This window comes from Duganella sp. AC237, from assembly GCF_979254035.1.
This window is the reverse complement of the sequence record NZ_CEEDEW010000003.1, coordinates 1,153,637-1,174,294: the sequence shown is the minus strand read 5'-3', so window position 1 is coordinate 1,174,294 and position 20,658 is coordinate 1,153,637. Positions and strand designations below refer to the sequence as shown.

21 protein-coding genes are annotated in these 20,658 nt (G+C 63.9%); 9 read left to right on the top strand and 12 right to left on the bottom strand.

Going from position 1 to position 20,658, the window contains the following annotated elements; translation table 11 throughout:
- Positions 1–4: 4 nt before the first annotated feature.
- Together glcE and AC0IYS_RS05630 are read right to left on the bottom strand one after the other, a co-directional pair.
- Positions 5–1,087 (bottom strand): glycolate oxidase subunit GlcE, encoded by a 1,083-nt coding sequence (glcE, locus tag AC0IYS_RS05635; RefSeq protein ID WP_471704249.1) that lies wholly within the window; start codon positions 1,085–1,087, stop codon positions 5–7.
- 10 nt (positions 1,088–1,097) lie between these two features.
- Positions 1,098–2,597: an FAD-linked oxidase C-terminal domain-containing protein gene (locus AC0IYS_RS05630; protein WP_471704248.1), complete on the bottom strand. Its 1,500-nt coding sequence runs from the start codon at positions 2,595–2,597 to the stop codon at positions 1,098–1,100.
- A 126-nt stretch (positions 2,598–2,723) separates the two neighbouring features.
- Between AC0IYS_RS05630 and AC0IYS_RS05625 the strand changes: the two genes are divergently transcribed.
- Both AC0IYS_RS05625 and AC0IYS_RS05620 read left to right on the top strand, forming a co-directional pair.
- On the top strand, positions 2,724–3,281 hold the full coding sequence (locus AC0IYS_RS05625) for a suppressor of fused domain protein (protein WP_471704247.1): 558 nt from the start codon (positions 2,724–2,726) through the stop codon (positions 3,279–3,281).
- Between the two features lie 19 nt (positions 3,282–3,300).
- Positions 3,301–3,876: a cob(I)yrinic acid a,c-diamide adenosyltransferase gene (locus AC0IYS_RS05620; RefSeq protein WP_471704246.1), complete on the top strand. Its 576-nt coding sequence runs from the start codon at positions 3,301–3,303 to the stop codon at positions 3,874–3,876.
- Between the two features lie 10 nt (positions 3,877–3,886).
- Here AC0IYS_RS05620 and AC0IYS_RS05615 read toward each other — a convergent pair whose 3' ends face one another.
- Positions 3,887–4,846: a LysR family transcriptional regulator gene (locus AC0IYS_RS05615; RefSeq protein WP_471704245.1), complete on the bottom strand. Its 960-nt coding sequence runs from the start codon at positions 4,844–4,846 to the stop codon at positions 3,887–3,889.
- Between the two features lie 97 nt (positions 4,847–4,943).
- Between AC0IYS_RS05615 and AC0IYS_RS05610 the strand changes: the two genes are divergently transcribed.
- On the top strand, positions 4,944–6,167 hold the full coding sequence (locus tag AC0IYS_RS05610; RefSeq protein ID WP_471704244.1) for an SGNH/GDSL hydrolase family protein: 1,224 nt from the start codon (positions 4,944–4,946) through the stop codon (positions 6,165–6,167).
- 5 nt (positions 6,168–6,172) lie between these two features.
- Here AC0IYS_RS05610 and dxs read toward each other — a convergent pair whose 3' ends face one another.
- Genes dxs through AC0IYS_RS05595 form a run of 3 tightly spaced genes read right to left on the bottom strand, consistent with a single transcriptional unit; the run spans position 6,173 to position 9,195 of the window.
- Positions 6,173–8,050, bottom strand: a complete 1,878-nt coding sequence (gene dxs / locus AC0IYS_RS05605; protein ID WP_471704243.1) for a 1-deoxy-D-xylulose-5-phosphate synthase — start codon at positions 8,048–8,050, stop codon at positions 6,173–6,175.
- Positions 8,051–8,941, bottom strand: a complete 891-nt coding sequence (locus AC0IYS_RS05600; protein ID WP_471704242.1) for a polyprenyl synthetase family protein — start codon at positions 8,939–8,941, stop codon at positions 8,051–8,053.
- Positions 8,938–9,195 (bottom strand): exodeoxyribonuclease VII small subunit, encoded by a 258-nt coding sequence (locus AC0IYS_RS05595; protein WP_471704241.1) that lies wholly within the window; start codon positions 9,193–9,195, stop codon positions 8,938–8,940. Before AC0IYS_RS05595 ends, AC0IYS_RS05600 begins: the two co-directional genes overlap by 4 nt.
- Positions 9,196–9,563: 368 nt before the next feature.
- Between AC0IYS_RS05595 and AC0IYS_RS05590 the strand changes: the two genes are divergently transcribed.
- From AC0IYS_RS05590 to AC0IYS_RS05580, 3 genes are read left to right on the top strand one after another with little or no spacing between them, the layout of a single operon-like run.
- On the top strand, positions 9,564–10,664 hold the full coding sequence (locus AC0IYS_RS05590; RefSeq protein WP_471704240.1) for an aromatic ring-hydroxylating oxygenase subunit alpha: 1,101 nt from the start codon (positions 9,564–9,566) through the stop codon (positions 10,662–10,664).
- A 29-nt stretch (positions 10,665–10,693) separates the two neighbouring features.
- Positions 10,694–11,617 carry a DMT family transporter gene (locus tag AC0IYS_RS05585; protein WP_471704239.1) on the top strand — a complete coding sequence of 308 codons (924 nt, stop codon included), beginning with the start codon at positions 10,694–10,696 and terminating at the stop codon, positions 11,615–11,617.
- A 12-nt stretch (positions 11,618–11,629) separates the two neighbouring features.
- Positions 11,630–12,481: a sulfurtransferase gene (locus tag AC0IYS_RS05580; protein ID WP_471704238.1), complete on the top strand. Its 852-nt coding sequence runs from the start codon at positions 11,630–11,632 to the stop codon at positions 12,479–12,481.
- Here the strand turns inward: AC0IYS_RS05580 and AC0IYS_RS05575 are convergent.
- The 6 genes from AC0IYS_RS05575 to polA all read right to left on the bottom strand — a co-directional run bounded on the left by AC0IYS_RS05575 (position 12,478) and on the right by polA (position 18,101).
- Complete coding sequence (locus tag AC0IYS_RS05575; RefSeq protein WP_471704237.1) at positions 12,478–12,786, bottom strand: type II toxin-antitoxin system RelE/ParE family toxin; 309 nt, start codon at positions 12,784–12,786, stop codon at positions 12,478–12,480. The two genes, AC0IYS_RS05580 and AC0IYS_RS05575, sit on opposite strands and share 4 nt — an antisense overlap.
- Positions 12,758–13,036 carry a hypothetical protein gene (locus tag AC0IYS_RS05570; RefSeq protein WP_471704236.1) on the bottom strand — a complete coding sequence of 93 codons (279 nt, stop codon included), beginning with the start codon at positions 13,034–13,036 and terminating at the stop codon, positions 12,758–12,760. Before AC0IYS_RS05570 ends, AC0IYS_RS05575 begins: the two co-directional genes overlap by 29 nt.
- Entirely contained in the window at positions 13,020–13,307 is a 288-nt protein-coding gene (locus AC0IYS_RS05565) for a hypothetical protein (RefSeq protein WP_471704235.1), read from the bottom strand. Before AC0IYS_RS05565 ends, AC0IYS_RS05570 begins: the two co-directional genes overlap by 17 nt.
- A 60-nt stretch (positions 13,308–13,367) precedes the next feature.
- Entirely contained in the window at positions 13,368–14,126 is a 759-nt protein-coding gene (locus AC0IYS_RS05560) for a ZIP family metal transporter (RefSeq protein WP_471708801.1), read from the bottom strand.
- Positions 14,127–14,347: 221 nt separating this feature from the next.
- Complete coding sequence (locus AC0IYS_RS05555) at positions 14,348–15,232, bottom strand: dienelactone hydrolase family protein (protein WP_471704234.1); 885 nt, start codon at positions 15,230–15,232, stop codon at positions 14,348–14,350.
- Positions 15,233–15,329: 97 nt separating this feature from the next.
- On the bottom strand, positions 15,330–18,101 hold the full coding sequence (polA, locus tag AC0IYS_RS05550; RefSeq protein ID WP_471704233.1) for a DNA polymerase I: 2,772 nt from the start codon (positions 18,099–18,101) through the stop codon (positions 15,330–15,332).
- A 257-nt stretch (positions 18,102–18,358) separates the two neighbouring features.
- Between polA and AC0IYS_RS05545 the strand changes: the two genes are divergently transcribed.
- The 3 genes from AC0IYS_RS05545 to AC0IYS_RS05535 all read left to right on the top strand — a co-directional run bounded on the left by AC0IYS_RS05545 (position 18,359) and on the right by AC0IYS_RS05535 (position 20,620).
- Positions 18,359–18,772 (top strand): hypothetical protein, encoded by a 414-nt coding sequence (locus tag AC0IYS_RS05545; RefSeq protein WP_471704232.1) that lies wholly within the window; start codon positions 18,359–18,361, stop codon positions 18,770–18,772.
- Between the two features lie 109 nt (positions 18,773–18,881).
- On the top strand, positions 18,882–19,838 hold the full coding sequence (locus AC0IYS_RS05540; protein WP_471704231.1) for a homoserine kinase: 957 nt from the start codon (positions 18,882–18,884) through the stop codon (positions 19,836–19,838).
- Positions 19,838–20,620 (top strand): BPSS1780 family membrane protein, encoded by a 783-nt coding sequence (locus AC0IYS_RS05535; protein WP_471704230.1) that lies wholly within the window; start codon positions 19,838–19,840, stop codon positions 20,618–20,620. The genes AC0IYS_RS05540 and AC0IYS_RS05535 overlap by 1 nt, the downstream gene beginning before the upstream one ends.
- Positions 20,621–20,658 lie beyond the last annotated feature (38 nt).

Sequence of the window (20,658 nt, the reverse complement as noted above, 5' to 3'; positions counted from 1 at the left end):
CTTGTCAATACATGCGGCCGGGATTGAAGATCCCGGCCGGATCGAAGGACTGCTTCAGCCGGTCATGAATCTTTGCCACCGCCGGTGCCAGGGGATGAAAGACGCCAAGCTGCTTGTCGCCGCCCCGGAATAGCGTCGCGTGCCCGCCCGCCGCCGCCACCGCGCTACGAATACCGGCCGCCTGCGCGGCGTCGCAATCGTCCACCTTGAGCCAGCGCTGGGCGCCGCCCCACTCGATCAACTGCTCGCCGCGCAGGATGATGGCGCTGGCCGCCGGCGGCACCGACAGGCGCCACAAGGCGCCGCCGTTGAAGTAGTCGTGCGTCTGGTCGCGCAGCGATGTCCAGAACGCGACGCCGTCGTCCAGCGCTTCGCCGCCCAGCCTTTGCCGCGCCGCGTCCACCGCAGCCCCCGCGCCGGACAAGCGCACCCAAAGCGCGCCCCGATGCCAGCAACTGGCAGATATCGGCAGCGGCTGGCCCGCCCACTCGTTCAACCGCGTCAACGCGTCGATCTCGCTCATGTCGAACCGCAGGCTGGTTTCGCTCACCGGCAACGGCAGCACCTTGAGCGACACCTCAAGTATCAAACCCAGGGTGCCGAGCGATCCTGCCAGCAGGCGCGAGACGTCATATCCGGCGACGTTTTTCATGACCTGGCCGCCGAAGCGCAGTCCCTCGCCGGCTCCATCCATCAACACCGCGCCCAGCACGAAGTCGCGCACGGCGCCGGCGCTGGCGCGGCGCGGCCCGGACAAGGCGCTGGCGACCACGCCGCCTATCGTCGATTCGGCCCCGAAGCGGGGCGGCTCGAACGCCAGCATTTGATTGTGCCGCGCCAGCAGCGCCTCGATCTCGGCCAGCGGCGTGCCGCAGCGCGCGGTGATCACCAACTCGGTCGGCTCGTACGACACGATGCCGGAATAGGCGCGCGTGTCGAGCACGTCGCCGTCCAACACCTGGCCGTACCAGTCCTTGGTGCCGCCGCCGCGCAGGCGCAAGGGCTTTCCGGCAGCCGTCGCCGCGCGGATGCGGTCACCAAGCTGCGCGGCGATGTCTGTGTATGTATCCTTCGATGCGTCGGACATGTGGCTCCGTTCAAAAACGCGGCAGATGGGCGAACGGCAGCACGCCGCCGCTGACGCGCATCTTGCCGAATTCGGCGCAGCGGTTCAGCGTCGGTATCGCCTTGTCCGGATTGAGCAGGCCGGCCGGGTCGAACGCGCGCTTGACCGAGAAGAACGCCGCCAGCTCGGACGGCGCGAACTGCACGCACATCGAATCGATCTTCTCGATGCCCACGCCATGCTCGCCGGTGATGGTGCCACCCACCGCCACACACAGCGCCAGGATCTCGGCGCCGAAGGCTTCGGCGCGCTCGAATTCGTCGGGAATGTTGGCGTTAAAAAGGATCAGCGGATGCAGGTTGCCGTCGCCGGCGTGGAAGACATTGGCGCAACGCAGGCCGTATCTGGTTTCCATTTGCGCGATGCCGGTCAGGACCTCGCCCAGGCGCTTGCGCGGTATCGTGCCGTCCATGCAGTAGTAGTCAGGCGAGATGCGGCCGGCGGCCGGAAAGGCGTTCTTGCGGCCGGACCAGAACTTCAGGCGCTCCGCCTCCGACTGCGACACGGCGATCGCGCTGGCGCCTGCTGTTTGCAGCACGGCCGACATGCGGGCGATCTCCTCCTCCACCTCTTCGGCGGTGCCATCGGCCTCGCACAGCAAAATCGCGGCGGCGTCGGTGTCGTAGCCCGCCTGGACAAACGGTTCGACCATGCGCGACGAGGTTTGGTCCATCATCTCCAGCCCCGCCGGGATAATACCGGCCGCGATCAGCGCGGCCACCGCCTCGCAGCCGGTCACCACCTCGTTGAACGACGCCATGATCACGCGCGCCGTCGCCGGCTTGGGCACCAGCTTGACCGTCACCTCGGTCACGATGCCGAGCATGCCCTCCGAGCCAATGAAAACCGATAGCAGATCGAGTCCCGGCGCATCCAGCGCTTCGCCGCCCAGTTCCACCACGTCGCCGTCGATGGTCACCATGCGCACGCGCAGCACGTTGTGGACGGTGAGGCCGTACTTCAGACAGTGCACGCCGCCCGAGTTCTCCGCCACGTTGCCGCCGATGGTGCAGGCGATCTGCGACGACGGATCGGGCGCGTAGTACAAGCGGTGCTGCGCCGCCGCCTCTGAGATGGCGAGGTTGCGCACGCCCGGCTGGACCACCGCCGTGCGCGAGTACGCATCCATGCGCACGATGCGGTTCAGGCGCGCGGTCGACAGCACCACGCCATCGGCGATCGGCATGGCGCCGCCGGACAGGCCGGTGCCGGCGCCGCGCGGCACGATCGGCACGTTCAACTCGCGGCACACGCGCAGCACGGCGACGATCTGCGCCTCGCTGTCAGGCAGCGCCACGATCATCGGCAACTGGCGGTAGGCGGCCAGGCCGTCGCACTCGTAAGGCCGGGTATCCTCCGGCGCGGACAAGATGGCGCTCGACGGCAGCACCTGCCGCAGCGCACCGGCGACCTGCTTGCGGCGGGCGGCGATATCGGCTAGTACTTCCGCTTCGGGTATGACAGTGTTCATGGGACCTGCGCCTGAAAACACGAGTGAGCCTCGATTGTAAGCACAAACGTCCCGCCAGGCGATATCTTTGACCGATGTGCGGCGTATAATCTCCCGGCCGTCGCTATATCAACCCATTGGAATAGTATGGAATACAATTTTGAAAAAGAGTGGCTGCTGGCACTGGAGCGGCGCTTCAACATGCAGGCGACGGAAATCGCCCATATCACGCTGAGCGGTCGTCCCCGCATGCTGATCTTCTATTTCGCCGACTTCCCGGCGGCGGGCATGCTGACGGCCGTCACCGCCGGCCTGTCCAATGCCGGCCACCCTGATTGGGTGCACGGCAAGCCGGAGCTGAGTTTTACGCTGAGGACCACCGATCGGGGCTGGGGCAAGGGCGCCGCCTACCTCGCGCAGGAGTTCTTCGGCAAGCGCGCGTTCGCGTACCAGTCGTCGTTCGCCCTGCATATGCCTATGTCGGGCGACAGCGCGATGAACGCCTGCTTCGTCTACCGTCCGCAGTTCATGGACAAGGACCAGGTCAAGTTCGAACTTCAAGACCGCACCATCTACCTGGCCGGCCTGTTCCCGATGTATGACGAGGAAATCGCCATGTACGAGTCCAAGGGCCTCGAGGCATTCTGGAACACGCCCGGCTTCCACCCCTACGATCCCACCCGCGCCAGTATCGCCGGCAAATAATCCACACCAGGAGCCACACATGGGCAACCGACTCTCAAAGATCGCCACCCGCACCGGCGACGGCGGCACCACCGGCCTTGGCGACGGCAGCCGCACCGACAAGGACAGCATACGGATACATTCGATCGGCGAAGTCGACGAACTGAATTCGCACATCGGCCTGCTGCTGTGCGAGGACATGCCGGCCGACCTGCGCGAGGAGCTGGTGACGATCCAGCACGACCTGTTCGATCTGGGCGGCGAATTGTGCATCCCCGGCTACCAGATGATCACCGAGGCGCATGTCGAGCGGCTCGACACGCTGCTTGCCAAATACAACGCGACACTGCCGGCGCTGACGGAATTCATCCTGCCGGCCGGTTCGCGCGCGGCCTCGCAGGCGCACGTGTGCCGCACCGTGTGCCGCCGCGCCGAACGCGCCATCGTCACCCTGGGTAAAACGGAAACCATCCACGAACATCCGCGCCAATACGTCAATCGATTGTCGGACCTGATGTTCGTGCTGTCGCGGGTGCTGAACCGCTTCGGCGGCGGTAGCGATGTGCTGTGGCAGCACGAACGCCGCAGCAAACCCGCAAATCCAGGCGGGGTCTGACCCAACAGGGTCAGACCCCATGGTGGCGGCGCGCGCCTGCCGTTGAAGGATTCCGGGTTGCGGGTTGCGAACTGACGTAGCCCGGCAGCCGCGCGATGTGCGCGGCCAGATGATCGAGCAGCAAGCGCGCGCGCAGCGGCTGGTAGCGGCGCGAGGGCGATAGCAGGTGCAGCGCCTGCGGCTGGCCCTCCCACTCCGGCAGTACGCGCACCAGCACCCCGCTGTCGAGCAAATCCTGCACCAGCCATAGCGGACACAGTCCGATGCCGCCGCCGGCCGCCAGGCTTTCGCGAATCGCCAGCGCGTGGTTGACGCGGTAACGGCCGCGCGTGACCACGCTTTCAACCTTGTCGCCGCTGTGCAGCGTCAGCATGTCGGCATCGGCCAGCCAGGCGAAGCGGATGTAGTCGAAGTCCGCCAGCTCCGCAGGAAGGCACGGATGGCCGCGCAGGCGCAGATAGGACGGCGCCGCCACCAGATGCCTGGGCGAGACGCCGGCCAGGCGCGCCACCGCGTCCGGCGGCAGCTCACGGCCCTGGCGCAGCGCGATGTCGACGCCCTCCTTCACCAGATCGACCATGCGATCGTCCAGTATCAGTTCGATGTCGACCTGCGGATACTGCTCCAGAAAGGACGCCAGCATGGCGTTCAGCCGGAACTGGCCGAAGGCCGCCGGCGCGTTGACGCGTATCAGCCCGGCCGGCGTGTCGGTCTGGCCGCGCGCCTCGGCCACCGCCTCCTGGTATTCCGCCAGCACGCCAAGCGCGCGCTGATAGAAGCGGCTGCCCTGCGGCGTCGGTTGCAGGCTGGTGGTGCTGCGCTCGAGCAGGCGCACGCCCAGTTCACGCTCCAGCGCCGCCATCAATTTGCTGACGGTGGGCTGGGTGGTGCGCTCTTCGCGCGCGACCGCCGACAGGCTGCCCAATTCGACGGCGCGCACGAAGCAGCGTAATGATCGGATGGTATCCATGGCTCGTTTATTCGATATTTGAATGAAGTATAGTCCGATTACGCGTCTTCTCGTGACATTAGGAATGACCTATCGTGCGGTTTTACAGGAGCCCATGATGAAAACTTTGAACCATCTCGCACTTGCCGCCGCACTGACACTGGCGGCGCCTTTGTACGCCGCCGAACGAACGGGCGGCTGGACCACCAGTTGGTACGCCAGTCCGCAAGCCACATGGGGAGCCGATTTTCCGCTGCCGACCGCCGTACCTGCCACGCTGGAGCGGCAAACCGTGCGCGAAACGGTGCGCATCAGCGTCGGCGGAGCGCGCGTACGCATCGTCTTGTCGAACCGCTATGGCGACGCGCCGATCATCATTGGAGAAGCACGCATCGCCCGCGCCGGCGACACAGCCGGTACCGCGCGGGAGCTGACTTTTGGCGGCAAGCGCGCAGCCACCATTCCGGCCGGGGCGCCCCTGGTCAGCGATCCTGTCGATATGCGCGTCGGCACCCTGGAAAAGCTGGCGGTCAGCGTCTACCTGCCGGAGGCGACGCCGTTGAAGACCTTCCACTGGGGCGCGCAGCAAACCGGCCATATCGTCGACGGCAACGCTACCGGAACGGAAACCCCCAAGGATGCGCAAGCGATGCATGGCCGCGCGCTGCTCAGCGCCATCCTGGTCGAAGCGCCAAATGGCAAAGGCATAGTGGTCGCGCTGGGCGACTCCATCACCGATGGCAACGGCTCGACACCGGACCGCGACCGCCGCTGGACGGATTATCTGGCGGCCCGTTTAAGCGCGGACGGCGTCGCCGTGGTCAACGCCGGCATCTCCGGTGCGCGGTTGCTGGGCGATCGCATGGGCGTCAACGCCGCAGCGCGTTTCGAGCAGGATGTACTGAGCCAGCCAGGCGTGAAGACCGTCGTGATTCTTTTGGGGATCAATGACATCGGCTGGCCGCAAAGCGCCTTCGCGCCCGACGAGCCGCCGATGCGGGCGGAGCATATGATCGCCGTGTATCGGCAGTTGATCGCGCAGGCGCGCGTGCGCGGGGTGCGCATCGTCGGCGCCACGTTGCTGCCGTTCGAGGGCGCGCTGCGCGGCACGCCGTTGGAGGGCTATTACACGCCGGCGAAGGATGCGGTACGGCGCGAAGTCAATCAGTGGATACGGGAAAGCGGAGAGTTCGACGCGGTGGTCGATTTTGACAAGGCCCTGCGCGATCCGGCGCGGCCGGCGCGCATGCTGCCGCGTTACGACAGTGGCGACCACCTGCATCCCGGCGATGCGGGATACGAGGCGATGGCCAAAGAGGTGGCGACGGGTGGATTACCGTAAGCGGATCAACCGTTGTTGACCACCAGGCGCGGCTCGTCGCCGGCGCTGTCGAAACGCTTCTTGATCGACGCGGTGATGCCGGCGCCATCCAGGCCCACGCTGGCGAGCAGCTTGACCGGATCGCCGTGGTCGATGAATTTGTCCGGCAAGCCTATCATCAGCACCTGCTTGACGATGCCTTCGGCGGCCAGCGCCTCGGCCACTGCCGAACCTGCGCCGCCCATGATCGAGCCCTCTTCCACCGTCACCAGGTAATCGTGATCGGCGGCCAGCTGCTTGACCAGCTCCACATCCAGCGGCTTGATGAAGCGCATGTTGGCGACGGTCGCGTCGAGCGTTTCGCCCGCAGTCATCGACGGGGAAACCATGGAACCGAACGCCAGGATCGCGATCTTCTGGCCCTTGCGCTTGATCTCGCCCTTGCCGATGTCGATCGTCGTCAGCTCCGGCTTGATGGCCGCGCCGATGCCGGCGCCGCGCGGATAGCGGATCGCCGCCGGTCCCTTGTACTGGTAGCCGGTGGTGAGCATCTGGCGGCATTCGTTTTCGTCCGACGCGGCCATGACCACCATGTTCGGAATGCAGCGCAGATACGCCAGATCGTAATTACCGGCGTGCGTGGCGCCATCGGCGCCGACCAGGCCCGCGCGGTCCAGCGCGAACGTCACGTCCAGGTTTTGCAGCGCGACGTCATGAATCAATTGATCGTAGGCGCGTTGCAGGAAGGTCGAATAAATCGCCACCACCGGCTTCATGTCCTCGCACGCCAGGCCGGCGGCGAAGGTCACCGCGTGCTGCTCGGCGATGCCGACGTCGAAGTAGCGGTCCGGGTATTCCTGCTCGAAGCGCACCATGCCCGAACCCTCGCGCATGGCCGGCGTGATGCCGACCAGCTTCTGGTCGGCGGCCGCCATGTCGCACAGCCAGTTGCCGAACACCTCGGTGTAGGTCATCTTGCCGGGCGCGGTGGCCGGCTTGATGCCCTCGGCCGGATTGAACTTGCCCGGGCCGTGGTACAGGGTCGGCTCGGCCTCGGCCAGCTTGTAGCCCTGGCCCTTCTTGGTCACCACGTGCAGGAACTGCGGTCCCTTGAGCTGCTTGATGTTTTGCAGCGTCGGGATCAGCGAATCCAGATCGTGGCCGTCGATCGGGCCGATGTAGTTGAAGCCGAATTCCTCGAACATCGTGGCCGGCACCACCATGCCCTTGGCATGTTCTTCCAGGCGCTTGGCCAGTTCCAGCACCGGACCTGGCAGCACCGACTTGCCGACATTCTTGGCGGCGGCGTAGAACTGCCCCGACATCAGGCGCGCCAGGTAGCGGTTCAAGGCGCCGACGGGCGGCGAGATCGACATGTCGTTGTCGTTGAGGATGACCAGCAGGTTGATGTCGTCCTGCACGCCGGCGTTGTTCAGCGCTTCGAACGCCATGCCGGCGGTCATCGAGCCGTCGCCGATGACGGCGATCGCGTGGCGCTGCTCGCCCTTGATCTTGGCCGCCTGCGCCATGCCCAGCGCGGCCGAAATCGACGTCGACGAGTGCGCGGTGCCGAAGGTGTCGTACTCGCTCTCGTCGCGCTTGGGGAAGCCGGAGATGCCGTTCAGCTGGCGCAAGGTGTTCATGCGCTCGCGCCGGCCCGTGAGGATCTTGTGCGAATAGGTCTGATGGCCGACGTCCCAGACGATGCGGTCGTGCGGCGTGTTGAACACGTAGTGCAGCGCCACGGTCAGTTCGACGGTGCCGAGGTTGGACGACAAATGGCCGCCGGTCTTGGAGACCGAATCGAGCAGGTAGGCGCGCAGTTCGTGCGCCAGCGGCGTCAGTTGGGTGTACGCCAGTTTGCGCACATCGGCTGGTGAATCTATATTTTGTAGCAAGTTCATTTATGCCTTCCGCTGCACGATCAAATCCGCGAGTTCGCGTAACCGCAGAGCCTTGTCTCCGAACGGCGCGAGCGCTGCGTGCGCATCGAGCCGCAATGTTTGCGCCAGCGCGCGCGACGGTTCCAGACCCAGTATCGAGACGTAGGTCGGCTTGTTGTCGGCGGCGTCCTTGCCGGCGGTCTTGCCCAGGGTGGCCGAATCGGCCGTGGCGTCGAGCACGTCGTCGACCACCTGGAACGCCAGGCCGATGGCGCGCGCGTAGGTGTTCAACGCCGCCAGTTCGGCGTCGTCCAGATCCTTGCCGGCCAGCGCGCCAAGGATCACGGCGGCGCGCAGCAGCGCGCCGGTTTTCAGCTGGTGCATCTGCTCCAGCTGTTCCAAGGTCAGGCTCAGGCCCACGCTGTCCAGATCGATCGCCTGGCCACCGCACATGCCGGCCGAGCCGGAGGCGTGCGCCAGCAGGCGCAGCATCGCCACCTGGCGGGACGGCGGCACGCCGGTCGCCTCGGACAGCACCAGGAAGGCCTGCGATTGCAGCGCGTCGCCAACCAGCAGCGCGGTCGCCTCGTCGTAGGCGACGTGCACGGTCGGCTTGCCGCGGCGCAGCGCGTCGTCGTCCATGCACGGCATGTCGTCGTGGACCAGAGAATAGGCGTGGATCATTTCGACGGCGGCCGCGGCGCGCGCCAAGGTGGCCGGGTCGGCGTCGAACAGCGCGCCGGCCGCGTACACCAGCAGCGGGCGCACGCGCTTGCCGCCGCCGAGCAGCGCGTAGCGCATGGCGTCGTGCAGCTTGGCCGGCACCGTCGTCGCGGTCGGCAGGAAACCGGATAAATCGTTTTCAGACCCGGCCTGCACGGTTTTCATCCAGTCGTCGAAGGCGCCGCTCATTGTTCGGCCTCGCCGGTCTCCGCGAACGGCTTGAGCATGTCGCCCTCCAGCACCTTGACCTGGGATTCGACTTTCTCGAGCTGGGCGGCGCAGAACTTGACCAGCTCCGAGCCGCGCGCGTAGGCGGCCACGGACGCTTCGAGCGGCAGTTGCCCTGCTTCCATTTGCGCGACCAGTGTTGCCAGCTCCGCCATCGCTTCTTCAAACGAGACGGGGGCGGCGGCGGTCGCGTCGGCGGTTAATTTCTTAGACATAGTCACTCAGGCTTCAAGGCAAACTTCAAGGCAAATTCCAGGCGTATTCCAGGCTAACTTGCGGTTAACAATACCCGCCAGCGCAGTGTAGCCCGTTATTTTAGAACAAACCACCTTCTCCGGTGGAACTATAGCGGCCGCACCGTTGGCGAACTATGGATTTTATCGCAATCGACCCCATATACATGATCTGCATGTGTTTGTTACAAGTTTTTGCACAGAAAACAAGCACTGGCGTCTGTCGGCAGGGAATGAAACACGCTATAATCGCCGGTTCTGTCCGAAATACCATTTTCAACGAACTTGAATTCAGGTCTTTACGGATTCTGTCTCTCTTTGGTTTGATGTACATATTAAGGGGGGTTGGGATGTCCGATCTGGGTACCCACGCCAAGCTGGCGCGTCCACACGCGCAACTGCCGGTAAACGTCTACTTCGACGAAGCGCTGTTGCAGCGTGAAATGCAGCAATTATTCCAGGCCGGTCCGCGTTACGTCGGACACGAACTGATGGTGCCGAACGTCGGCGACTTTGCGACCCTTGTTTCCGAAAACGAAGGGCGTATGCTGGTGCGCAACGCAAACGGGCTCGAGCTGCTGTCCAACGTCTGCCGCCACCGCCAGGCGCTGATGTTCAACGGGCGTGGCAATGCCAACAACATCGTCTGCCCGCTGCACCGCTGGACCTACGACCTCAAGGGCGAGCTGATCGGCGCGCCCCATTTCGCCGAGACGCCGTGCCTGAACCTGCCCAAGACCCAGCTGCAAAGCTGGAACGGGCTGCTGTTCGAGCAGAACGGCTACAACGTCATGGACAAGCTCAAGAACCTGTCGGTGACGGGGGACCTGGATTTCTCCGGCTACATGTTCGATCACGCCGAAGTGCAGATCTGCAACTACAACTGGAAGACCTTCATCGAGGTCTATCTGGAGGACTACCACGTCGAACCGTTCCACCCGGGCCTGGGCGGCTTTGTCAGCTGCGACGACCTGCGCTGGGAATTCGGCCGCGACTACAGCGTGCAGACCGTGGGCGTGAACAAGGGCCTGCTCAAGTCGGGTTCCGAGATCTACAAGCGCTGGCAGGAGCAGGTGCTCAAGTTCCGTGGCGGCGAACCGCCGCCGTACGGCGCCATCTGGCTGACCCTGTATCCGAACATCATGGTCGAGTGGTATCCGCACGTGCTGATCGTCTCGACCCTGTGGCCGGACGGCCCGCAGCGCACCCGCAACGTGGTGGAGTTCTACTACCCCGAGGAAATCGTGCTGTTCGAGCGCGAGTTCATCGAGGCCGAACGCGCCGCCTACATGGAAACCGTGGCCGAGGACGACGAGATCGCCCTGCGCATGGACGCCGGCCGCAAGGCCCTGTTCGATCGCGGCACCAGCGACGCCGGCCCCTACCAGTCGCCGATGGAAGACGGCATGCAGCACTTCCACGAGTGGTACCGCGCCAATATAGACATATAAAACCGTTTCACGCAGATGTAAGGAATCAGATGCAGTCACTTTGGATGTTGTTCGCAAGCTTCATGTTCGCCATCATGGGGGTGTGCGTGAAGCTGGCCTCCGAAGAGTTCTCGACGTCTGAAATGGTCATGTACCGGGGCATCGTCGGCGTCATCGTGCTGGCGGTGATCATCCGCGCCCAGGGCGGCAGCTTCCGCACCACCATGCCGATGGCGCACTTCTGGCGCTGCCTGATCGGCGTCATCTCGCTGTGGCTGTGGTACTACTCGATCGCCAACCTGCCGCTGGCCACCGCCATGACGCTCAACTACCTGTCGCCGATCTGGATCGCCGTGTGGCTGTTCGCGATGGGCTGGTGGCACGCCAAGAACCAGGTCAAATGGCCGCTGCTGGTGGCCGTGGCGATGAGTTTTGTCGGCGTCACCCTGCTGCTGCAACCGGCCTTCCACGCCAACCAGCTGGTGCCGGCGCTGATCGCGCTGTTCTCGAGCGTGCTGACGGCGATGGCCTACATGCAGGTGCGCAAGCTGGGCCTGGCCGGCGAACCGGAAAACCGCGTGGTGTTCTACTTCGCGGTGATGAACATCGTCGCCGGCGTGGCCGGCAATTTCCTTTTTGCCGGCGACAAACCGGCCGTGTGGCATCCGATCAACACGGTCCACGGCGCCCTGCTGTTGCTGGGCATCGGCGTGTGCGCCACCAGCGCGCAGATCGCCATGACGCGCGCCTACCGCCTCGGCCAGACCTTGGTCGTCGCCAATCTGCAGTACACCGGCATCGTCTTCTCCAGTATCTGGGGCGTGCTGGTGTTCGGCGACGTGTTCAGCTGGCACAGCTGGGCCGGCATTGCCATCATTCTGGCGTCGGGCGTGGCCGCGACGTTCTACAATACCCGCAACACCGAACGCGGTAAGGCCATCGCCAATACCGACCCGATCGCCAGTGAAGTCTAAGGAGTCCGGAACATGCACACCACGTTAATCAGCGCCGCCGACCTGTCCCAACATCTGAACGATGACAACTGGGTCATCCTCGATTGCCGGCATGACCTGATGAATCCGAACGCGGGCCGCGACGGCTTTGCCATCGGCCATATCCAGAACGCGCAGTTCGCCAACATCGACACCGACCTGTCGGGCGCCAAGGTGGGCGCGGACGGCAAGTTCCACGGCCGCCATCCGCTGCCGGATCGCGCCGCGCTGATCGCGACCTTGCGCGGCTGGGGCATCGACGACGACACGCAAGTGGTGGCCTACGACGCGCACGGCGGCATGTTCGCCGCGCGGCTGTGGTGGCTGCTGCGCTGGGTCGGCCATCCGGCGGTGGCGGTGCTCGACGGCGGCCTGGCCGCGTGGCAATCGCAGGGCTTGCCGCTGGTGACGATGGTGGTCACGCGGTCGGCCGGAACGATCAGCGACAAACCTTCGCTGATGCACACGGTGACGCTGGAGGATGTGGAGTCGAACCTGGTCACGCAGACGCGGGTGGTGGTCGATGCGCGCGCGGCGGACCGCTTCCGTGGCGAGAACGAGACCATCGATCCGGTCGGCGGGCATATCCCCGGCGCCAAGAACCGCTTCTTCAAGGACAATCTGACGCCGGATGGACGCTTCAAGAGCGCCGAGCAGTTGAAACAGGAATTCTCACCGTTGTTCGCGGCGGCGCCGCAAGCGATCATGCAGTGCGGCTCGGGTGTGACGGCTTGCCACAATTTGCTGGCGTTGGAGGTCGCAGGGCTGCCGGGCGCGGCGCTGTATCCCGGCTCCTGGAGCGAGTGGTGCTCGGATCCGGCGCGGCCGGTGGCGACCGGGGGCTAAGGCTTCCGCAGTCTCGCTTGGCGAATCCAGCGGGTAATGACGATTTCACTTGTTGTGGGGCGGTACTCAATCGTGTGCCCGGTCTTAGGGATAGGGAAACGTTTGATATTCTTTTGATGCGTCGGAGTGCCAATCGCTGGCTGCAGCGAGATCACGTCTAGAGCGCTAAGCAAACGCTTGTAGACCAGCGCGCTAGCGTTTGGGTCTTGCGCAGCAATATGATTAAGTGATTTCTCGGCAGCCCTTTGCGCGTTCGGCAGCCATCGAATTGGCAGCTTAACCGGAGCGCTGTTTGCGGCCGGCATGGCTATCCACTATACGCTTCAGCCCTTTCATCACTTCCTCGTTGGAGACCGTCCGACCTGCTGCAATGTCGTCGGCGGCAGCCAGATTCGTCTCGACGCTGTCCTCCGTATCTTCAAACCCGTAGAGCCACACGTCGGACCATATAGCCTCTAGACTTACGTCGGCGCGAGCGGCCAAACGCTCCAGCCGCGCCCGATCTGCTGCCGAGAGAGCAGCCAGTGCCACCGCCTGTTTAGATTTGGCGTCCATCTAAATTCCTCTTGCTGTGATTTGCGATCAAGTCCTTAATGTGCCTCATCACTTCCTCATTGGCGATGCCTGCATTGGACTTAAAATACTCGTCGGCCTCGATGTCGGCGAGAATGCCCTCCTCAACGTCGTCGAAACCGTAACGCCGGACATCCGTCCACAGATCATCGGCGCTCATTTTCGCCATCGCCGCCAGGCGCTCCAGGCGAGCGCGATCGGCGGCCGAAAGGGCCGCTAACGCTTCCGCCTGCTTCTTTTCTCTGGGGTTCATTCCACCATCATACGCCGGGCGGCGCTGGCTGCAAGCTTCAACGCAAGCGAGACGGGTGGATCAATGGTTGCGGGTCAGGAACAGCACGATGGCAACGCCAGTGGCGATCAGCAGCACTTGCGGCACCGATTCGCGCAAGGTGGCGCGGCGTTGCATCTGCGGCATCAGGTCGCTCACGGCGATGTAGATGAAACCGGACGACGCGAACACCAGCACATACGGGATCAGCTCGCTGGCGCGGTCCAGGGTGTAATAACCCAGCAGGCCGCCGGCGATCGCCAGCAAACTGCACAGCAAATTGTAGACATACGCCCGAGTGCGCGAAAAACCGGCGTTGAGCAGCACGATGAAGTCGCCGATTTCCTGCGGGATTTCGTGTGCGATGATGGCCAGCGCCGTCACCAGGCCCAGCTCCGGGTTGGCCATAAACGCGGCGGCGATCAAAATGCCGTCGGTGAAGTTGTGCATGCCGTCGCCGACCAGGATCATCCAGCCGGCCTTGCCCGCCTCATGCTTGTCGTGCCCGTGGTGGTGATGATGGCCGTCGCCCTCGTGGTGGTGCGAGTGCCGCATGATGGCCAGCTTTTCCAGCAGGAAGAACGCCAGCAGGCCGGCCAGCAAGGTGGCGAACAGGCTGCGCGCGCTGGCGTGCGATTCGAACGCTTCCGGCAAGGCGTGCAGCAGCGAGGTCGACAGCATGATGCCGACCGACAGGCTGACCATGCGCTCGACTACCTTCGAGAGCAACGTAAACGAGAACACGGCAGCGGCCGAAATGCTGACGACACCGGCTAGTGTGGTCGCCAGTAATATGGAGATGAGTATGGGATCGATGTTATAGCCTCTTGTACCTGGAGCCGTGCCGCTGCGCAGGCCGGGGGCGTTATTTTACCGCCCGGCACGCTTTCCTGCTCATTTTTGGCTGAAAAGTGGCTAAATCGGCTTTTTTACCCCGTACGGCGGCACACGGGGGTCGTACCCCGTGGGGTACGACCCCGCCTTTCCGGGTTGCCGCGCGGCTCAATCCGCCGACTGCTGTATCACGCCACGCCGTTCTGCCTGAACCACGCCAGCATGCGTCCCCAGCCGTCCTTGGCGTCCGCTTCCACATAGCTGGGACGGTAGTCGGCGTGGAAGGCGTGGCCGGAATTGGGGTAGATGACGAAGGTCGATTTGTTCGGTCCCTTGGCCAGCATGGCCTGCATCGCCTTGATCGAATCCTGGGTGATGCCGGTATCTTTCTCGCCGTACAGGCCGAGTACGGGCACATTCAGCTTGGCCGCGATATCGATCGGATTGGTGGGCGTGTTGGCGTTGGAGGTGCCGACCAGGCGGCCGTACCAGGCCACGCCGGCCTTGATCGACGGATTGTGCGCCGCGTACATCCACGTCACGCGCCCGCCCCAGCAGAAGCCGGTGATGGCGATCTTGTCGGGGTTGCCGCCATTGGCCTTGGCCCAGGCGACCAGCGCGTCCAGGTCGGCCATGACCTGGGTGTCCGGGGTTTTGGAGATGATGTCGCGTTGCAGGTCGGCGATCGAGGCCGATTTTTGCGGATCGCCCTGGCGCACGAACAGGTCCGGCGCCAGCGCCAGATAGCCGAGCTTGGCGAAGCGGCGGGCGACGTCGGCGATGTGTTCGTGCACGCCGAAGATTTCGGAAATCACCAGCACCACCGGCAGATTGCTCTTGCCTTCCGGCTGGGCGCGGTAGACGGGGACGGTCTGGCCATCGACCGTGAGGGTGATGGTGCCGGCGGTCAGGCCGGCGGTGTCGGTTTTGATGACGTTTTGCGCCATCACCGGCATCGCTGCGGCGGCAAAACCGCTGCCCAGCGCCACTTTGAGGAAGTCGCGGCGGTCGACACCGTCCGACAGGCTGGTTTTCGTCAACAAACTCTCCGCGTCCCGCTTCAAATCATCCATGCGACTCCTCCGGTAATGTTAGACCCGGCACACCGGGGTCGTACCCCGTACGGGTACGACCCCAGACTTGCGGGTCGGTTGTTGGCGAAGCGTGCTTTTAGTGCGCTTCATCCCAGTTTTTGCCGACGCCGACTTCGGCCGTCAGCGGCACTTTCAGTTGCGCGACGCCGGCCATCAATTCCGGCAGCTTTTGCTTGACCAGCTCCAGCTCGGCATCCGGCACTTCCAGCACCAGTTCATCGTGCACCTGCATGATCATCTTGGTCTGCAACTTGTCGGTCTCGAGCCAGTTCTGCACCGCCACCATCGCCAGCTTGATCAGGTCGGCCGCCGTGCCTTGCATCGGCGCGTTGATCGCGGCCCGTTCGGCACCCTGGCGGCGCGGACCGTTCGGCGAATTGATCTCCGGCAGCCACAGGCGGCGTCCGAAAACGGTCTCGACATAGCCGCGCGCCTTCGCCTGCAGGCGGGTGTCGTCCATATACTGTTTCACGCCGGAGAAGCGGGCGAAATAACGGTCGATGTAGCTTTGCGCGGCGGCGCGCTCGATGCCCAGGTTGGACGCCAGGCCGAACGCGCTCATCCCGTAAATCAGGCCGAAGTTGATGACCTTGGCATAGCGGCGCTGCTCGCTCGAGACCTCGTCCGGCGCCACGCCGAAGATCTCGGCGGCGGTGGCGCGGTGAATGTCCACGCCTTCGGCGAACGCGCGCAGCATGTTTTCGTCACCCGAAATATGCGCCATGATGCGCAGCTCGATCTGCGAATAGTCGGCCGAGACGATGTGGCTGCCCGGCGGCGCGATGAATGCCTCGCGGATGCGGCGGCCTTCCTTGGTGCGGATCGGAATATTCTGCAAGTTCGGATCGTTCGACGCCAGACGGCCCGTCACCGCCACCGCCTGCGCGTAGTTGGTGTGCACGCGGCCGGTTTCCTTGTTGATGCCCTTCGGCAGCTTGTCGGTGTAGGTCGACTTCAGCTTCGACAGACTGCGGTATTCCAGCAGCACCTTCGGCAACGGATAGTCCTCGGCCAGCTTTTGCAGCACTTCCTCGTCGGTCGACGGCGCACCGCTCGGGGTCTTCTTAACCACCGGCAGCTTCAATTTCTCGAAGAAGATCTCGCCGATCTGCTTTGGCGAACCCAGGTTGAACGGCTGCTCGGCCAGCTCATGCGCCTTCGCCTCCAGCTCGACGATGCGCGCGCCCAGTTCGGCCGATTGCGTGTCGAGCAGCGCGGCGTCGATGTGCACGCCGTTGCGCTCGATCTTTTGCAGCACCACCGCCGTCGGCAGCTCGATGTTGCGGTAGATGTAGCTCAGGCGCTCGTCGTTCTCGACCTCGCCGATCATCGACAGGTGCAGGCGCAGCGTGATGTCGGCGTCCTCGGCCGCGTATTCGGTGGCGCGCTGGATGTCCACCTTGTCGAAGGTGATCATGCTGGCGCCCTTGCCGCAGACGTCGACGAACGGGATCGTCGTGTGGTTCAGGTGGCGCAGCGCCAGGCCGTCCATGTCGTGCGTGCGGTGCGATTCGAACACATACGATTGCAGCAAGGTATCGTGATGGATGCCGCGCAGGGATACGCCGTGGTTGGCGAAGATGTGGCTGTCGTATTTCAGGTTCTGGCCGACCTTGAGCTTTGTTTCGTCCTCCAGCCAGGGCTTGAGTTTTTCCAGCACATGCTCGCGGGTCAACTGCTCCGGCACGCCGGGATAGGCGTGCGCGACCGGAATGTAGCAAGCCACGCCCGGCTGCACCGACAGCGAAATGCCGACCAGCTGCGCCGTCATCGGCTCCAGCGACGTGGTTTCGGTGTCGACGGCGGTCAGCTCGGCGGCGCCGATCAATGCGATCCATTTGTCGAGCTGCTCGTCGGTAAACACGGTCTCGTAGTTGACGTTGACCTTCGGCACTTCGCCAAACAGGTCGCCGTTGGCCGACACCGCGCCGCCGGCGGCGACGGCCGCCGCCGCCTTGCCAGCCGCGCCGATCGGGGCGGCCGGGGTCAGCGCGTTCAGTTCGCGCAGCAAGGTCTTGAAGCCGTACTGGCCGAAGAAGGTCAGCAAGGTTTCCGAGTCCTCGGGGCGCGCGATCAGCGATTCACTGATCGACATCATGTGCTCGGACAGGTTGCAGTCGGTCTTGACGGTGATCAGTTCGCGGCCCTTCGGCAGCCACTCGAGCGCCTTGCGCAGGTTCTCGCCGACGGCGCCGGTGATCTTGTCGGCATTGGCCATCACGCCGTCCAGGCTGTCGTACTGCGTCAGCCACTTCAAGGCCGTCTTCGGTCCGCACTTGGCGACGCCGGGCACATTGTCGACCGTGTCGCCGATCAGGGTCAGGTAATCGATGATGCGGTTCGGCGGCACGCCGAACTTGGCCAGCACGCCGGCCTCGTCCATCTTCTCGTTGGTCATGGTGTTGATCAGCATGACTTGCGGATTGACCAGTTGCGCCAGATCCTTGTCGCCGGTCGACACCACCACCTTCATGCCGGCCCTGGCCGCGTCCACCGACAAGGTGCCGATGACGTCGTCGGCCTCGACGCCGTCGACCATCAGGATCGGCCAGCCCATGGCCTTGACGGCGATGTGGATCGGCTCGATCTGCAGGCGCAGGTCGTCGGGCATCGGCGCGCGCGTGGCCTTATAGTCGGGATACATGTCGTCGCGGAACGTTTTACCCTTGGCGTCGAACACGCAGGCGATGTAGGCGGCCGGGTAATCGGCGCGCAGGCGACGCAGCATATTGACCATGCCGTGCATGGCGCCGGTCGGGTGGCCGTCCGGGCTGCGCAGGTCGGGCAGCGCGTGGAAGGCGCGGTAAAGGTAACTGGAACCGTCAACTAACAGCAGGGTATTTTGCATAGGAACTAAAGAGATGTGAGGGCAAAAGGGCGTGATTTGCCACGAATGCCGCATTATCGCAGGTTTTGGCCGACGTCCGCCTGCCGCGCCCGCATTTCAAGTATGACAATATCTTAAGGAAATTCCACATTCCGTGTGGGGAAATCCTCCGTAAATCAGCGCGAAATCGGCCACGGCGCACAGGGAAGCGTGTCTGTTTGTTACAATGGATCATACATAAAAATTCCACGGCTTTTTACCTACTAAGGCGATCCATCATGACGCGCACCTCACTCCTCTGGCCGGCACTCCTCCTGGCGCTCGGCGCCAACGCGTTCGCGCAGTCGACGCCGAGCCAGGCGCCGCCGAAACTGGAAAAACTGGAGGAAGTGGCCGACGATCCGATCACGGTGACGGCCAAGCCGGCGCCGGAGCGCCAGATCACCGAACGCCGCGACAACAGCGGCAACGTGGTGGAAGCGACCGTCAAAAGCGGTCCGAGCACCTACACCCTGAAACCGACCCATCCGGTGGGCAGTTCCCTGCCGGGCGACGCCATGTCCGGCGCCGCGCGCGGTCCGCAGTGGACCGTGATGACCTTCGGCGGCAAGAAAAAGAAAAATCCGGAAGACGAAGCGGCGGTCGAGGCCGACGCACCGCCACCGCCGCCAGCAGCGCCGGCCGCCAAGTAAACGCGGTAGTATCAACAACAATTATTATTAAAGACGCGCCTGCCTCGGCAGGCATTCCGGACGTCCGCCACGGCGGGCGCCGATACAACGAACCTCATCAAGCTTGCACATGGCAGTGTTTACCCCGGTCACCCTGGACGATGTCACCCAGTGGATCACGCAATTCCCCCTCGGCAAGCCGCTGGCCCTCAAGGGCATCGCCTCCGGCATTGAGAACAGCAATTTCTTCTTGACCACGGAGCGCGGCGAGTTCGTGCTCACGATCTTTGAAAACTTATCGTTCGAGCAACTGCCTTTCTATCTGAACCTGATGCGCCACCTGGCCGATCGCGGCGTGGCCGTGCCGGCGCCGATCGCCACCGACAACGGCGAGCTGATCGTGCCGCTGCACGGCAAGCCGGCGTCCATCGTCACCAAGCTCGAGGGCAGCTCGCAGATGGCCCCGCAGCCGGTCCATTGCGCCGAAGTGGGCGCCATGCTGGCGCGCATGCATCTTGCCGGCCGAGACTATCCGCTGCAACAGCCGAATCTGCGCGGCCTGGACTGGTGGAACGCCACCACGCCGCAAGTGCTGCCCTTCCTGTCGGAAAGCAACGCCCACCTGCTCAAGGCCGAGATGCACTTCCAGGAGGCGTTCGCCGGCTGCGAAACCTACCGCACACTGCAAAGCGGCCCGGTGCACGCGGACCTGTTCCGCAACAACGTCATGTTCGACGGCGAGCGCCTGACCGGCTTCTTCGACTTTTACTTCGCCGGCTGCGACACCTGGCTGTTCGACGTCGCCGTCACCGTCAACGACTGGTGCATCGATCTCGACACCGGCGTGCTCGACACGGCCCGCGTGCGCGCGCTGCTCGACGCCTACCACGCCGTGCGTCCGTTCACCGAGGCCGAACAAACCGCCTGGCAGCCGATGCTGCGGGCGGCGGCGCTGCGCTTCTGGCTGTCGCGCCTGTACGATTACTACCTGCCGCGCGAAGCCGAAATGCTCACCCCGCACGATCCGACCCACTTTGAGCGCATCTTGCGCGAACGCATCGCCACGCTGGCGCCGAAACTTTTCTGATGAATAAATTCCCCGCGCGCGCCGGATGGCAATGGGTCAAGCAGGGCATGATGCTTTTCCGCAAGCAGCCCGGCGGCCTCATGGCGCTGTTCTTTTGCTGCATGTTCGTGTCGTTGTTTTCGATGATCGTGCCGATACTGGGGCAGATCGCGCCATTCATCCTGACGCCGCTGTTCTCGGTCGCGATCCTGGAAGGCTGCGCGCAGGTCGACCAGGGCAAGCGCGCCCTGCCGAATCTGCTGCTGAGCGGTTTCCGCAAGCCGGTGCGCAGTCCGTTGCTGACCGTGGGCGCGCTCAACCTGCTGTTGGTGGCGCTCGCGCTGGGCGTGTTGTACGCCATGGCCGGCGAGACCGTCATGCTGGTCAGCAAGCGTCCACCGCAGATCGAGCAGGGCCAGTTAGACGGTTTGCTGGTCGCGGTGCTCATCGCATCGACGATCTACACGGTGGGCTGGATACTGATGTGCCTGACCGCGCCGCTGATCTACTGGCAACAGATGAAGTTGAACAAGGCGCTGTTTTTCAGCGTGGTTGCGGTGCTGCGTGGCTGGAAAGCCTTTCTGACGGCGGCGGTGACCTTATATCTGCTGAACTTCATCGCCTGCCAGATCGTCGTGCTGATCCTTGGCGCGTCGCAGCTGGCGATGGCGGGCATCTTCACGCTGTTCCTGATCACCATCGTGCTGACGCACTGCACGTTGTACATCGCCTACCGACAAATCTTCGGCCCCACCGACCTCGGCGTTCCAGTCAAAGAAGACAGCCCGGAACCGTTGCTTTAACTCCGGGGTCAGGTCCACCATTTCTACACGGACGGGAC

Coding starts and splice junctions, on each gene's coding strand:
- AC0IYS_RS05545 (WP_471704232.1), top strand. CDS start 18,359: ATGACGCGCACCTCACTCCTCTGGCCGGCACTCCTCCTGGCGCTCGGC.
- AC0IYS_RS05555 (WP_471704234.1), bottom strand. CDS start 15,232: ATGGATGATTTGAAGCGGGACGCGGAGAGTTTGTTGACGAAAACCAGC.
- AC0IYS_RS05595 (WP_471704241.1), bottom strand. CDS start 9,195: ATGTCTAAGAAATTAACCGCCGACGCGACCGCCGCCGCCCCCGTCTCG.
- polA (WP_471704233.1), bottom strand. CDS start 18,101: ATGCAAAATACCCTGCTGTTAGTTGACGGTTCCAGTTACCTTTACCGC.
- glcE (WP_471704249.1), bottom strand. CDS start 1,087: ATGTCCGACGCATCGAAGGATACATACACAGACATCGCCGCGCAGCTT.
- AC0IYS_RS05625 (WP_471704247.1), top strand. CDS start 2,724: ATGGAATACAATTTTGAAAAAGAGTGGCTGCTGGCACTGGAGCGGCGC.
- AC0IYS_RS05630 (WP_471704248.1), bottom strand. CDS start 2,597: ATGAACACTGTCATACCCGAAGCGGAAGTACTAGCCGATATCGCCGCC.
- AC0IYS_RS05615 (WP_471704245.1), bottom strand. CDS start 4,846: ATGGATACCATCCGATCATTACGCTGCTTCGTGCGCGCCGTCGAATTG.
- AC0IYS_RS05600 (WP_471704242.1), bottom strand. CDS start 8,941: ATGAGCGGCGCCTTCGACGACTGGATGAAAACCGTGCAGGCCGGGTCT.
- AC0IYS_RS05540 (WP_471704231.1), top strand. CDS start 18,882: ATGGCAGTGTTTACCCCGGTCACCCTGGACGATGTCACCCAGTGGATC.
- AC0IYS_RS05610 (WP_471704244.1), top strand. CDS start 4,944: ATGAAAACTTTGAACCATCTCGCACTTGCCGCCGCACTGACACTGGCG.
- AC0IYS_RS05535 (WP_471704230.1), top strand. CDS start 19,838: ATGAATAAATTCCCCGCGCGCGCCGGATGGCAATGGGTCAAGCAGGGC.
- AC0IYS_RS05580 (WP_471704238.1), top strand. CDS start 11,630: ATGCACACCACGTTAATCAGCGCCGCCGACCTGTCCCAACATCTGAAC.
- AC0IYS_RS05620 (WP_471704246.1), top strand. CDS start 3,301: ATGGGCAACCGACTCTCAAAGATCGCCACCCGCACCGGCGACGGCGGC.
- dxs (WP_471704243.1), bottom strand. CDS start 8,050: ATGAACTTGCTACAAAATATAGATTCACCAGCCGATGTGCGCAAACTG.
- AC0IYS_RS05570 (WP_471704236.1), bottom strand. CDS start 13,036: ATGGACGCCAAATCTAAACAGGCGGTGGCACTGGCTGCTCTCTCGGCA.
- AC0IYS_RS05565 (WP_471704235.1), bottom strand. CDS start 13,307: ATGAACCCCAGAGAAAAGAAGCAGGCGGAAGCGTTAGCGGCCCTTTCG.
- AC0IYS_RS05575 (WP_471704237.1), bottom strand. CDS start 12,786: ATGCCGGCCGCAAACAGCGCTCCGGTTAAGCTGCCAATTCGATGGCTG.
- AC0IYS_RS05590 (WP_471704240.1), top strand. CDS start 9,564: ATGTCCGATCTGGGTACCCACGCCAAGCTGGCGCGTCCACACGCGCAA.
- AC0IYS_RS05585 (WP_471704239.1), top strand. CDS start 10,694: ATGCAGTCACTTTGGATGTTGTTCGCAAGCTTCATGTTCGCCATCATG.